Annotated in this window: 14 protein-coding genes; 11 read left to right on the top strand and 3 right to left on the bottom strand. The window is 62.8% G+C overall.

The window, feature by feature from the left end:
* The first annotated feature begins 2 nt into the window (after nucleotides 1–2).
* Nucleotides 3–2,099: a hypothetical protein gene (locus CJ301_RS19005; RefSeq protein WP_099276265.1), complete on the top strand. Its 2,097-nt coding sequence runs from the start codon at nucleotides 3–5 to the stop codon at nucleotides 2,097–2,099.
* A gap of 31 nt (nucleotides 2,100–2,130) precedes the next feature.
* On the opposite strand, the gene CJ301_RS18695 is transcribed toward CJ301_RS19005, so the two are convergent.
* The gene (locus tag CJ301_RS18695; RefSeq protein WP_162620467.1) at nucleotides 2,131–2,271 is read right to left on the bottom strand and encodes a hypothetical protein; all 141 of its coding nucleotides are present in this window, start codon (nucleotides 2,269–2,271) and stop codon (nucleotides 2,131–2,133) included.
* 165 nt (nucleotides 2,272–2,436) lie between these two features.
* On the opposite strand from CJ301_RS18695, the gene CJ301_RS08380 reads away from it, so the two are divergent.
* From CJ301_RS08380 to CJ301_RS18685, 7 genes are all read left to right on the top strand, one after another.
* Nucleotides 2,437–2,763 carry a hypothetical protein gene (locus tag CJ301_RS08380; protein WP_099276263.1) on the top strand — a complete coding sequence of 109 codons (327 nt, stop codon included), beginning with the start codon at nucleotides 2,437–2,439 and terminating at the stop codon, nucleotides 2,761–2,763.
* Entirely contained in the window at nucleotides 2,756–3,067 is a 312-nt protein-coding gene (locus CJ301_RS08375; protein WP_162620466.1) for a hypothetical protein, read from the top strand. Before CJ301_RS08380 ends, CJ301_RS08375 begins: the two co-directional genes overlap by 8 nt.
* Nucleotides 3,068–3,128: 61 nt before the next feature.
* Nucleotides 3,129–3,788 (top strand): lysozyme, encoded by a 660-nt coding sequence (locus CJ301_RS08370; RefSeq protein ID WP_099276259.1) that lies wholly within the window; start codon nucleotides 3,129–3,131, stop codon nucleotides 3,786–3,788.
* 30 nt (nucleotides 3,789–3,818) lie between these two features.
* Complete coding sequence (locus CJ301_RS08365) at nucleotides 3,819–4,040, top strand: hypothetical protein (RefSeq protein WP_099276257.1); 222 nt, start codon at nucleotides 3,819–3,821, stop codon at nucleotides 4,038–4,040.
* Between the two features lie 321 nt (nucleotides 4,041–4,361).
* A complete protein-coding gene (locus tag CJ301_RS08360; RefSeq protein ID WP_162620465.1) occupies nucleotides 4,362–5,180 on the top strand; it encodes a TIGR04255 family protein in 819 nt (272 codons plus the stop codon).
* Nucleotides 5,173–5,835 (top strand): hypothetical protein, encoded by a 663-nt coding sequence (locus tag CJ301_RS18690; RefSeq protein ID WP_162620464.1) that lies wholly within the window; start codon nucleotides 5,173–5,175, stop codon nucleotides 5,833–5,835. Before CJ301_RS08360 ends, CJ301_RS18690 begins: the two co-directional genes overlap by 8 nt.
* A 5-nt stretch (nucleotides 5,836–5,840) precedes the next feature.
* A complete protein-coding gene (locus tag CJ301_RS18685) occupies nucleotides 5,841–6,395 on the top strand; it encodes a hypothetical protein (protein ID WP_162620463.1) in 555 nt (184 codons plus the stop codon).
* Nucleotides 6,396–6,612: 217 nt separating this feature from the next.
* On the opposite strand, the gene CJ301_RS08355 is transcribed toward CJ301_RS18685, so the two are convergent.
* Nucleotides 6,613–7,680, bottom strand: coding sequence for a glycosyltransferase family protein (locus CJ301_RS08355; protein WP_099276253.1), 1,068 nt, complete (start codon nucleotides 7,678–7,680; stop codon nucleotides 6,613–6,615).
* 155 nt (nucleotides 7,681–7,835) lie between these two features.
* Entirely contained in the window at nucleotides 7,836–8,009 is a 174-nt protein-coding gene (locus tag CJ301_RS18680; RefSeq protein ID WP_162620462.1) for a hypothetical protein, read from the bottom strand.
* Between the two features lie 524 nt (nucleotides 8,010–8,533).
* Here CJ301_RS18680 and CJ301_RS08350 point away from each other — a divergent pair.
* From CJ301_RS08350 to CJ301_RS08340, 3 genes are read left to right on the top strand one after another with little or no spacing between them, the layout of a single operon-like run.
* Nucleotides 8,534–10,468 (top strand): PrkA family serine protein kinase, encoded by a 1,935-nt coding sequence (locus CJ301_RS08350; RefSeq protein WP_099276251.1) that lies wholly within the window; start codon nucleotides 8,534–8,536, stop codon nucleotides 10,466–10,468.
* 13 nt (nucleotides 10,469–10,481) lie between these two features.
* Nucleotides 10,482–11,798, top strand: a complete 1,317-nt coding sequence (locus CJ301_RS08345; RefSeq protein WP_099276249.1) for a YeaH/YhbH family protein — start codon at nucleotides 10,482–10,484, stop codon at nucleotides 11,796–11,798.
* A complete protein-coding gene (locus CJ301_RS08340; RefSeq protein WP_099276247.1) occupies nucleotides 11,791–13,266 on the top strand; it encodes a SpoVR family protein in 1,476 nt (491 codons plus the stop codon). The genes CJ301_RS08345 and CJ301_RS08340 overlap by 8 nt, the downstream gene beginning before the upstream one ends.
* Nucleotides 13,267–13,313: the final 47 nt, after the last annotated feature.

Below are 13,313 nucleotides of genomic sequence, written 5' to 3'. Positions count from 1 at the left end.
CCATGGCGGTATTCAAAACCCCGGTCGAGGCCAGGGGCATCCTTGGCGTGGAAACTGCGATCGCGGCTCAGGCGGCGCGGGATGCTCTGCGCGCGGAGATCGGCGCGATCACGACCGGCCTCACGCCGGCGGGCGGCTGGTCGGCGGCCTCTGGGGCGTTTCCGACCGGCGCGGTGCGGGGCGCATTCTACATCGTCACCGCTGCCGGGACTGTCGACGGTCAGGCCTTCGCGCTTGGCGATTGGTTGGTGGCTCGGGTCGCCAATGCCAGCATCTCGACCTATGCGGGGAACTGGGTGCGTGCCGACTACTCCAAGATCCTGCGTCAGCGATACAGCTCGATCGGGGCGATCAAGGCGTCCCTAGAGACGCCGCGGGGGGCGGGTGCCTTCTGGGAGGGCGGCGACGTGCTGTTCGAGGAGGTGGCGACCGGGCAGCATTTCATCACGGCCGGCGGTGCCAAGCTGAAGGCCCACGCGGGGGCAGACGGGCTGAACCTGCTGGCGGCGGGCGCGGCGGGCGATGGCGTTGCGAATGACGCGGCCAAGCTGACGGCGGCGCTGGCGGCGTCGACCACGGTGATCGTCCCGGCGGGCATCTATAACCTCGGTGGCGGCACGGTGACGGTGCCCGCCGGATCGAAGCTTGTGCTCGCGGGCGGGATGCTCACCAACGGCACGCTGGCCTGCGAGGGCGCGATAATCGAGGGCTACAAGGGGCTTTCGACCAGTATCACCCTGACCGGCGCACCGGCAACCGAGCATGGCGTGCTGTTCGATTGGTTTGACCACGAAAAGGCCACCCGCGCCAGTTATGACGCCTTTATCAACGGGAGCGCGGCGACCTTCGGACCGGTGCCTGCGATCGGCACGAAAAACCGCACGATCCTGCTGATGCTGCTGCAGAACAAGCACCGGGTTCGGTTCAATGGAGGGATTTACCCGTTCGATGCCGAAATCGTGCCGGGCAACAATAGTTATTTTTTCGAAGGCCAAAGCCGCGACGAAACCCTGTTGTGGTGCCCGAACGGCAATTTTCTGCACTACACCGCTGGTTCAGCAGTCTACCCCCACATGAAGAACCTGACAGTCGAGGCGCAGGGCTCTGTCCTGCTGACCGACGCCTGGTCCGCGAACGCGATTCACGGAACGCTCTACGACCAGTGCTTCTTTATCTCCTATGGGAGTCATTGCTTCCATAACGATTACTCGACAGCCGGCGGGACCGGCTGCCCGATCTATGGCTCCAAAATTCTGAATTGCGCGGTGTACGCCTGTGCAGGAAAGGGCGGGTTTTTCGGCTGGCAGTCTGGTTCGAATGTCTATGACAACGTGCCCGACCGGCATCTGTTCTTCAACGGGCAGGGTACTGCCAAAAAGGGAGCCATGAAGGCGATCTTTTGGAATTCCAACGTCAGGGATTACACGAATTCCAACATTGCTTATGCCTATATCGACTACGTGGCTTATTACGACCGAAATTTCTACCTGTTCAATTTCCGCGCGACAAAAAATATCTTCGAGTCGAACACGGGTAGCTTTAAGGCCATCGTGAAGACATCGGGAATTCCGAACTCGAACCTGTTTCTGGATACCCGGTTCAATCAATATGTAAACGACGTCGCCAAGGAAAACGGGCATCAATACATCCTCACTGAGATTGGCAACGTCTATCTACAAGGAACGGATAGCCCGACGCCGCTTTACGGTAGCAGTATTCGCAACTATTCTGACCAATATGTTAAGTGTATCACTCCGCTTCTGGATGCCAGCCAAACGAAATACCGACTTCGCTCTTTGTGCCCGCATTCGCATGAAGGGGTGCGCTCGACATATAGCCGGCTGCTGGCTGCAACGGCAGAACATGCGGACCTGGCGGGTATGAAGGATTACTTCGACGCGGACAGCGCCAATATCTCATACGTCGAATTTTACACGTCTATGCGCGCCACTGATTCTGAAGTCGCCTACAACGGGACAACCGCGCAGCGGCCCACGGAACGGCGCTACCCCGGCTTGCAGTATTTCGACACCACCATCGGCAAGCCGATCTGGTGGAACGGGTCGGCCTGGGTGGATCACGCGGGCGCAGCGGTCTGACGCGGGGTGTGCCCGCGCTGCGGACGCGCCCTCAATTGAGCAGGGTCGCGATGATCCTTGCCCATACGGTCAGTCCAAATAGCGCGCCAGGAATGAGCCACCAACCTTCAGGTAGCTCAGCGCGCTGTTCGAGCGCGGCGTAGTTCGATCGCTCGGTCAAAATATGGCGCATTGGATAGCCCATTCGCTGCGAGGAATGCCAATGGCCTACCTGAGCCCAATGACGCTGTCATGACGGGGGCGGCCAAGAGCCGCCCTGTTTCGAAGGATGAATCAGAAACGGCGTCATGGAGAGAGACTTGGCTTTGAAATTTTTGTACCACCAGAAAGCGTCTACATGAGCATCCTCGACGAGATCTCCCGCCTCTTGGGTGCCGCGCCCGAGCACGTCTCCGCTCTGATCCTCTCCGGCGCCGGCGGCGCGCTCGTGCGCGCGCTGTCGCTCCCGGAGGAGAGCTGGACGCGCCGGGCGCTGCACGGCGTCGTGGGCGCCGTCTCCGCGATCTTCCTGGGTGGCGTGGCCGGGCACCTGATCGATGCAATGACGGGCTCGGGGATCTACGCGTACCTCGCCGCGGGCTTTCTGATGGGCGAGGGTGGCATCGCCGCCGTGCACGCGCTCCGTCGCCGCCTTCTGCCGCCGGGAGGCAAGGACAATGCCTGACCTCATGCTCACCGCGCACACGCTGTCCTCGGGAGCGCTCGTCATCGTCTGCTGGTGGCTCGCCCATCAGAACGCGCTCCTCGCCAAGCCACCGGCGCGCATCATCGCTCTCGGTTTCGCCTGGGTCAGCCTCACGGTGCTGGTCACCGCGTTCCTGCGCTTCGGCGACGAGGCGCGCGACATCTGGATCATCGCCTCGAAGGTCGGTCTGACCTTCACCTTCTGCGCCGTGTCCTGGCGCCGACACATGTGGCGCCGGCTGCGCAGACGAGCCGCCGCGCGCCGGCAGCGCCGCCGGGGCTGACCCTACCGACATCACCAATCACCGGCCCCGCCAGCGGGGTCTCTTCGCATGGGAGATCATCATGCAGATCAGCGACCGAGGCTTGCTCGAGATCGCCGAGCACGAGGGCATCGTGCCTGCGCCCTACTACGACAGCGTGGGCGTCCTGACCTACGGTATCGGGCACACCAAGAACGCGGGCGGTATCGACCCGGCGGACCTGCCGCGCGGCATGCCGGCCGATCTCGACGCGGCCATTGACCACGCGATCGAGGTCTTCCGGCAGGACATCGCGAGCTACGAGGCGCGGGTGAACGAAGCGATCAAGGTGCCGCTCGCGCAGCACCAGTTCGACGCGCTCGGATCCTTCGATCTGAACACCGGTGGGATTTACCGCGCGATCCTGACGCGGCAGATCAACGCCGGCGACCCGAAGGCTTCCGAGCACTTTTTCGGCTGGCTGCGGCCGCCGGAGATCCGCAAACGCCGCACGGCCGAGAAGCGGCTCTTCGACACCGGCGATTACGACTGGAACGGCGACGAGATCGCGATCTGGCGCGTCGATGAGCGCGGCAAGCTGCGCGGGGTGCTGAAGACGATCACCGGCGCCGAGCTGCTGGCGCGTATGCAGCGCCCGGCGGTGGCGCCGGTCGAGCCCGGGCAGGGGGACGGCTCCCCCGAAAACCTCATTGCTCAGATCCACGCCTTGACCGCCGCGCACCTCGCGCAGTCGGCGGCCTGACATCACCCATGCTCAGAAAGGAGCAACACCATGACTAACTACAAATCCGCCCTGCAGTCCCTGACCATCTGGGGCGGCTCGGCTGCCGTCGTCGCCGCCTTGGTGCAGATCATCTGGGGCGTGGCCGTCTCGCCGGCCGACCAAGTGTCGCTCGGCCAACATTTCGCGGAGATCGCCTCGGGCGTGGGTGGCATCCTGGCAATCATCGGGCGGATCCGCGCGAGCGCGAAGATCGGTGGAGGCCGCGGTTGATGCCAGCGCGTGTCATCTCGCTCGCTCATGGCCGCAACCCTGAACCCCGCTTCGTGCAGATGGGAGCAATAGGAGTCTTCCATCTCTGACGGGCTACAATGCCAAGGAGCTCAAAAACAAAACATATGCGGTTAAAAGTTACCGGCTCTGCATCAGAAAACGTCTGATTCACATGGGATCTGCTTCACATATTTGTTCACATGTCAACCCCATGGTGCTGCGCTTTCCATCTTGATAAGGGCCGCTTGGATTACGATTGTAAGATTACTCGCCACCCTTTGGAGGGCATCTTCAAGGCGAGCAACGGGATGGGACAAGACTGTGACACAGCCAAGGTGGCAACCTCTGCATGGCGCGCATGCCATTGAACGTGCACGTCTTACCGTTTCGTTCCGGGAGCCACTTCCGCGCAAGCTATCACGCAAGCTCGCCGATAAGGTTGACGAGATCCGAGAAGAGATAGGTTTCGGGGCGAGAAACGTACGTGAGCTTCACCAAATCTCTCTAGGTCCCAATGGCGCACCAATGCCGCAGGCGGCTACCCAAACCTTACAGGGTTGGGATTTCCGTCGCTTAAATCAGCGGAACGATATCATTGAAATGCTTGTTCATGAAGGGGAAAGCATTTCCTTCGAAACGGCGGATTATGGTCGTTGGGAGTTTTTCAAAGGGCGCTTCCTCCGGGTAATGAGAGACTTGTTGGTCGCTGCTAGTGATGTGATCGACATTTCACAGGTGTCGATTGAGTATATTGATAGGTTCTCTTTTGACGGTGCTCCTAATAACGCTAGCTTGTCCAGTCTTCTGGTAGAGACCGTTCTTGGTTCGCTGCCTGAGCCCGCAACGTCGGGGGGGCAGCTTTGGCATCTTCATAGAGGGTGGTTTGAGCCCTGGGGAAGGGATCAAATTCTAATAAATCAGAATTTTGACGCACAAGATGGGCAGATTGTGAACCGTGGGGCGGTGCGCAGCGTTAGAGTTATAACGAAAGCAGATCTACGGCCTTCTGAGATTGTTGAACTCGATAGCATCGATGAGACTTTAGAGGAGCTGCATAAGCGCTCAAATAAGGTCTTCGCTGAAGCGCTACACCCTGAAGTTCGGGAAGTTATTGGGTTGGAGTTGGATCAATATGCATAGTGCCTCAACAGATGTCATTCATCCCAAACATGGTTTCCACTCCCAAGTTATGAAGGTGGTATTTGCATCCACATTGAGTGTGGCGGGGTATGCTGCACATGCTTCCGAAGTTAAAAATCCACCGCAGCGACGCTTCGAAGGAATTTCATCACCCTTCAAACCGTTTGATGGGGTTAGTACGACACTGCCGGATAAAAAGTATGCCAAGGACGATTTGTCCGGATCGTTCGTGGCTATAGACGATTTTGCAAGCGTAGAGCCTGTAGGAGGCGAGTTTTCTGGACTATGGGAGCATGTTGTATCTGCGGACTGGCAGCCGTCTGCGGTCGCTAGGGTTTTTAGGCTAGGCCATAAGAGGGACGGCTGGAAAGGGCCGGGAAGTATCGGCGCTTCGGGCCAAGCGGTTGATAGTGTTTTGGCACTTATCGATAAGCTTTCTCTCGCAGGGGTAGATGCTTCGCCGCGGATTGGTCTAGATGAAGATGGATCTTTTACTGTAAGCTGGCTGGATGAAGATTTAGTAGCAGATGTGAGCGTTTTCCCTGATGGCTCTTATTCCTTCTATGCGCAGCGCGGTGAGCTAGAGGCTATGAGTGACGAAGTAAGTATTTCCGCCCCTCTAGATCCGCAACTCGCGGAAATCCTAGTCGGCTAAGAAGAATGTCAGAGAAAGGACAGGAAGCGAAAAGCGCTTCCGAAGAGACTCCTGTCTCTGAGGGAGAAGAATTGCTTGAGCCTCCCAGTGATGTCGATCTGCACCGGCTTTGCTGGGAGCCAGATGATTTCGATAATGGCGAGCCCACCACTGCTGCTTTTCCAAGATCTGATCTAAGCGGCCGCTATTTAAGTGTGGACCGTATGGACACCCTGGTTCCCCAAGCAGTGCGAAGCATTGCTGCACAGCAAAGAGAGAATGCGCAATCTGAAAGCAATGATTTCGATCGTGAGGACGCTATGTCCCTAATACTTGATTGCCAATCTATTCGAGTGGCGGTCGATAGGGATGGTGGAAGGCCGTTTGCCGTAAAGCCGCAGTGGCTTGAGGAAAATCCAGCGCACTGCGGTGTCCATAATGTAAGCGGAAAGAAAGGTAAGGGATACGTTAACCACCTTCGTTCGCTGCTACTTCTCAGAGTTATTCGCGTAGCTCGCACGGAAGATATTCTAGGCGAGCGTGAGGATGCGGCTCACTCGTCTGACAGTCCCTCAAGCTAAAACTGAGCAGTTCTATCCTGATGCACAATTTGGTTCACATTTAGGTGCACGCATGAATGTGAACGGCATATAATTCAGGATATTAGCTGTTCCCCGCAGGTGGCGTTAATCCCTCTCGCTCCGCCATTTTCCCCCTATGAGACCTTTTTGTGCATCCAGCCATGGCCGGGTCTGTCCGGGGCTGCTTTGCGCGGCATCGCCAGAGGAGCTGGCGCCATCACGCCGGTGCGGTCCCGATCGCTCGGTCGAGACGGGCGAGCTCCGAAGCCAGTTCGGGATTTTCGAGGTCGAGGCGCTCTGCCAGCGTCTTGATCCTCCAGCGCCAGTCCAGCTGTCTCAGTGCCCGGCGATGGTTCCGCCGCGCGATGGCGGGGGACCAGTCCGCCACGGCCTCGCTCAGGGCCGCGAGGTTGTGGGACAGGTCGATGCGATCGAAATCCAGGGTCGCGCCCGGCCAGAGCAGATCCTCGGCGGAGGCGTCGCCGAAGGGCTGGACCCCGGCCACAACCGCGCCGGCGGCGAGCGCGTCGGTCCATCGGCCGGTCAGGTATTCCTTGCGCGGATGGGTGTAGGGGGCGGGGGCCGCGAGGTTGGAATGCGCCATCACGTATTTCGCCTGCGCGTAGCGGACGCAGAGGTCGCGATGCCCCGATGACGGGTCGGCCGGGGCATGCGGGAGGAAGGGCGGACGCCCCGCGAAACGCAGCCCCGCCGCTTCGCAGGCCGCCTGGCTGCGCGCATCATCCTCCCAGTCCGGCGGCTGCCGTCCGACGCGCAGAAGATCGACGGGGCGCTCGGCCGCGCGCGATCCGAGATCGAGCACATCCGCGCCCCAGCCGAGATGAAGGCTCCGCCCCGGCGCGAGGGCATCGTAGAACGCGGCCTCCCCTTTCTGCATGTAGACGACCAGATCGAAATGCCGCATCAGCCGGGCCGAGGGCGCCCATTCGGTCCAGAAGCTGTCGACGATCCAGAGCGCGCGGAAGCGCCGGGGCCTGTCGAAGCCCTCCAGCGCCATCAGGGATTTCACGTCACCGGGCGATTTGGCCAGGTAGATCGCCCCCGGTGCCGTCCCCTTGCGCGGGGGCATGAGGGCCTGCCGGGCGGCGCGAAGCCTCGATGGGCGCCAAAGCGGCGGGCGCTGGAGGTCGAGGCCGAGCAGCTTCGCCGCGAGGTGGGCGAAATGCTCGATCGGGCCCCAGCCGCGGGATCCGTCATCGCCGAACACCAGAAGCGGGCGGGGCGACCGCACCTCATGGGGGGTGGGGGAGGTGCCGTCTTGCATCGCATGTTCCGTCCTGATCGCGCCCTTGCCGGGCCGAGGCTATTGGAAGTGCTGCGACAGATGCAATCGGCCCGGCCGGTTCCGTCCTATTCCATCATATGGCTCGGGGCGCGCCGAATCCTCGCTCCTGCAGGACGTTTCGGGGGGCGGGGCCTTTACCTGTGACGGGCCGACAGGCCGACGGCTTCGGCCCCGGCGGGGCCGCTTGCCGGTCCGGCGAGAAGCACGGTGTCGTAGACCGGCGCCCTAGTCGCCAGCAGGGTCAGGATGCCGATGCCTGCGGCAAAGAGAAACAGGTAGAGAGGCCGCAAGCCCGCATCATCCGTCATCGCCGTAACCTTTTCTTGTTCAATATCAATTCTGCCTCGGCCCCATCATTTGCCCGCGCGTGGCGGGGACGCCATCGGCGACGCGGCGTTCCGAATTTCGTGACGCTGCGTTGCCGCGCGGCTGGGTGCGGCGGCGCAAAAGGGCGGCAGGCCACGCCTGCCGGGGCGGGCCGGGCCAGCGCGTGAGGCGGTCGATGGGTGCCGGCGAAAGGGCGCGCTGGCGGCAGGCCCGCGCGCGGTCGCCTTGTCCCACGGCCCGTCTCGCAACCTGTCCCGCAGATTGTGCGCCCCGGGCTTGACCCGATGCCGCGCGGCGCGCGCGGCATGCGGGTGCGCGGGCCAGGGGCGCGGGCCGGGGCCCTTGGCGGCCTCACGCGGGGCTCAGCGAAAGATGATACGTGACGTTTCGTAAATCTACGTGATTTGCGAATATGCCATCCCCACGTAATATAATGGAAAGAAAAAGATTCGCCTGAGGGACGGAACGCGCGCCGAGAGGCGCCAACCGACGAGAGAATGGGCCGATGGATGTCTTTACCCGCTATGCCGAAAGCTATGCCAGCACCCGCACCGAGGAGCTGAGCCTGCAGGAATACCTGCTGCGATGTCGGGAGGACCCGTCCGTGCGCGCCACCGCCGCCGAGCGCATGATGCGCGCGATAGGCGAGCCGGAGCTGGTCGACACCAGCCACGACCAGCGGCTGGGACGGATCTTTCTCAACCGCACCGTCAAGATCTACCGCGCCTTCGAAAGCCTCTATGGCAACGAGGAGGTGGTCGAGCGGATCGTCGGCTTCTTCCGCCATGCCAGCCAGGGCCTCGAGGAGCGCAAGCAGATCCTTTACCTGCTGGGCCCGGTGGGCGGCGGCAAGTCGACCATCGCCGAGATCCTCAAGGCGCTGATGGAAAAGGAGCCGATCTACGTCCTCAAGGCGGGCGACCAGATCAGCCCGGTCTTCGAAAGCCCGCTGGGGCTGTTCGACCGCGAGCGGTTCGGCGATCTTCTGGAGGACAAGTACGACATTCCGCGTCGCCTGCTCACGGGGCTGATCTCCCCTTGGGCGGTCAAGCGGCTGGAGGAGTTCGGCGGCGATATCAGCCAGTTCTCGGTGGTCAGGATGCAGCCCTCGCGGCTCAGGCAGATCGGCGTCACCAAGACCGAGCCGGGCGACGAGAACAACCAGGACGTCTCCGCGCTCGTCGGCAAGCTCGACATCCGCAAGCTCGAACACATGGGCCAGGACGACCCCGACGCCTACAGCTATTCGGGCGGGCTCAACCGCACCACGCAGGGGCTTTTGGAATTCGTGGAGATGTTCAAGGCGCCGATCAAGGTGCTGCACCCGCTTTTGACCGCGACGCAGGAGGGCAGCTATACCGGCACCGAGAATATCGGCGCGATGCCCTATCAGGGCCTCATCATCGCCCACTCCAACGAGGCCGAGTGGCGCCAGTTCAAGGGCAACCGCAACAACGAGGCCTTCCTCGACCGGATCTCGGTGGTGAAGATCCCCTATTGCCTGCGCGCGACCGAGGAGGCGCGGATCTACGACAAGCTGTTGCGCGAAAGCTCGCTGGGCACCGCGCCCTGCGCGCCCGAGACGCTGCCCATTCTCGCGCGCTTTTCGGTGCTCACCCGCCTGCAGGCGCATGAGAACTCCACGCTCTATGCCAAGCTTCGGACCTATGACGGCGAGACGCTCAAGCACACCGATCCCAAGGCGCGCAGCTTGCAGGAATACCGAGATGCCGCGGGCGCCGACGAGGGGATGACCGGCGTGTCGACCCGCTTTGCCTTCAAGGTCTTGGCCGAGACGATCAACCATGACGTCGACGAGGTCGGCGCCGATCCGGTGCATCTGATGTATGTGCTCGAACAGGCGGTGCGGCGCGAGCAGTTCCCCGAGGAGGTGGAACAGCGCTATCTCGATTTCCTGAAATCCGATCTCGCGCCGCGCTATGCCGAGTTCATCGGCGAGGAGATCCAGAAGGCCTATCTGGAAAGCTATTCCGATTACGGCCAGAACCTGTTCGACCGCTACATCGCCTATGCCGACGCCTGGATCGAGGATCAGGACTTCAAGGACCCCGATACCGGCCAGATGTTCGACCGCGACGTGCTCGAGTCGGAGCTCGCCAAGATCGAGAAGCCCGCCGGCGTGTCGAACCCCAAGGATTTCCGCAACGAGGTCGTCAAATTCGTGCTGCGCGCCCGGGCCGAGAACGAGGGGCGCAACCCCGATTGGCGCGGCTACGAAAAGCTGCGCCGGGTGATCGAGAAGCGGATGTTCTCCCGCGTCGAGGATCTTCTGCCGGTGGTCAGCTTCGGGGCCAAGCGCGACAAGGACACGGATGCCAAGCATGCCGAGTTCGTCGAGCGGATGGGCGAGCGGGGCTATACGCCGCGCCAGGTCAGGAGGCTCGTCGAATGGTACATGCGGGTGAACAAGGCCGGATGAGGCGGGGGCGGGCATGACGCATTTCATCGACCGCCGCCTCAACCCCAAGGGCCGCAGCACCCCCAACCGCCGCCGCTTCATCGGGCGCATCAAGGCGCATGTGCGCGAGGCGGTGGATGCCAGCGTGCGCAAGCGCGGCATCACCGACATGGAGGCGGGCACCGATGTCTCGGTGCCGCGCGACAGCCTCTCCGAGCCGAGCTTTCGCCACGCGGCGAAGGGCGGCACGCGCGAGGGCGTATTGCCCGGCAACCGCGAATACCGCGCGGGCGACGAGATCGCGCGCCCGCCCGCGGGCGGCGGCGGGGCCGGGCGCAAGGGCGCGCCCGATGGCGAGGGCGAGGATGATTTCGTCTTCGCGCTGTCGCGCGACGAGTTTCTCGACATCTTCTTCGAGGATCTCGAACTGCCCGACCTCGTGAAGCGCGCGCTGGCGGGCAGCGCGGTGCAGCGGCCGCGCCGGGCCGGTCTTTCGGTCACCGGATCGCCGGCCAATCTCAATGTCGGGCGCACCATGCGCCGCGCCATGGGCCGCCGCATCGCGCTGCGTCGCCCCTCGGACGCGGTGCTCGAAGAGCTGCGCGAGCGGCTCTTCGCGCTCGAAGCGGTGTTCGAGCCCGACGCCGCCCAGCGCGCGGAGATCATCCGGCTTCAGGCCGAGATCGAGGCGCTGACCGCGCATCGCAAGCGCGTGCCCTATCTCGACCCGCTCGACCTGCGCTACAGCCATTTCGAGCCGCAGCCCGAGCCGCGCGCGCAGGCGGTGATGTTCTGCCTGATGGATGTCTCGGCCTCGATGGGCGCGCGCGAGAAGGACCTCGCCAAGCGGTTCTTCGTGCTCCTGCACCTGTTTCTCACGCGGCGCTACGAGACGGTGGACCTCGTCTTCATCCGCCACACCCATCTGGCCTCCGAGGTCGACGAGGAGACCTTCTTTCATTCGCGCGAGAGCGGCGGCACCATGGTCTCGACCGCGCTGGCCGAGATGAACCGCGTGCAATCCGAGCGCTATCCCGCCTCGGAGTGGAACATCTACGCGGCCCAGGCCTCGGATGGCGACAACTACCAGGGCGACAGCCGCGATTGCCAGATCTGGCTCGAAAGCGAGCTTCTGAAGATCTGCCAGCACTTCGCCTATGTCGAGATCATCGGCGAGGCCGAGGCGCGCATACTGCGCGACGCGGCGCGCGGCACCGAGCTTTGGATGGCCTACCGCGAGGTGGCCGAACGCTGGCCCAACTTCGCGATGCGGCGCGTGGCGGGGGCGGGCGACATCTACCCGGTCTTCCGCGATCTCTTCGCCAAGCGGGGGGAGGTGGCCCATGGCTGAGCTGCTCTTCGACGGGCCCGATTGGGATTTCGACACGCTGCGGCGCACCACCGAGGCGATCGAGCAGATCGCGCGCGAGGATCTCGGCCTCGACGTCTATCCCAACCAGATCGAGATCATCTCGACCGAGCAGATGCTCGACGCCTATTCCGCCACCGGCATGCCGCTGATGTATCGCCACTGGTCCTTCGGCAAGCAGTTCATCCATCACGAGCGGCTCTATTCCAAGGGCGCGCAGGGGCTGGCCTACGAGATCGTCATCAACTCGGACCCCTGCATCTGCTACTGCCTCGAAGAGAACACCATGCCGATGCAGGCGCTGGTGATCGCCCATGCCGCCTTCGGCCACAATCATTTCTTCAAGTCGAACCACCTGTTCCGGCAATGGACCGATGCGCGCGGCATCCTCGATTATCTCGACTATGCCCGCAATTTCCTCAGCCAATGCGAGGAGCGGCACGGGCCGGCCCGGGTGGAGCACACGCTCGACGCGGCGCATGCGCTGATGAACGCCAGCGTGTTCCGCCACCGCCGCCCGGCGCAGCCCTCGCTCAGGGCCGAGGCCGAGCGCGCGGAGCGGCGGATCGAGGAAGACGAGCGCGCGGCGCATTACCTGTGGAGCCGGATCGAGGCCGAGCACCGCCCGCAGGACCACGAGACCGGCGCCACCCAGCGCCGCCATGCGCTCGGCCTGCCCGAAGAGAACCTGATCTATTTCCTCGAACGTCACAGCCCGGTGCTGGAGCCGTGGCAGCGGCAGGTGCTCAGGATCGTGCGCAACCTCGCGCAGTATTTCTATCCGCAGCGCCAGACGCAGGTGATGAACGAGGGCTGCGCCTGCTTCGTGCATTTCCACATCCTCAACAAGCTGCACGAGCAGGGGCGGATCGGCGACGGCGCGATGCTCGAAATCCTGCACAGCCATTCGAGCGTGCTGTTCCAGCCGGGCTACGATCATCCGGGCTATTCCGGCATCAACCCCTATGCGCTCGGCTTTGCCATGATGCGCGACGTGCAGCGGATCTGCGAGACGCCCGAGGCCGAGGACCGCGAATGGTTTCCCGCCATCGCCGGCTGCGGCGATTGGCGCGGCGTGCTGAAGGACGCCTGGGCCAATTACCGCGACGAAAGCTTCATCCAGCAGTTTCTCAGCCCCAAGGTGATGCGCGACCTGCGGCTCTTCGCGCTGCGCGATGCCGAAAAGGAAGAGGCGATGAAGGTCACCGCGATCCACGACGCGGGCGGCTACCACGCGCTGCGCGACACGCTGGCGCGCAGCTACGACCTGTCGAACCGCGCGCCCGACATCGAGGTGGTCGATGCCGATCTCGCGGGCGACCGGGTGCTGCGCCTGCGCCACGTGCTGCGCAACGAGGTGCCGCTCGACCCGCGCGAGCGCGACGCAACGCTGGCCTGCCTGCGCGAGCTTTGGGGCTACGAGGTCGAGATCGACGAAATGGTGGGCTAGGGCGCGCCGGAATGGATGCTTCAAGCACATATATTTTATACTTGAAA

This window comes from Limimaricola cinnabarinus, from assembly GCF_002723615.1.
Classification (GTDB): domain Bacteria; phylum Pseudomonadota; class Alphaproteobacteria; order Rhodobacterales; family Rhodobacteraceae; genus Limimaricola; species Limimaricola cinnabarinus_B.
This window is presented reverse-complemented; position numbering and strand designations above follow the sequence as displayed.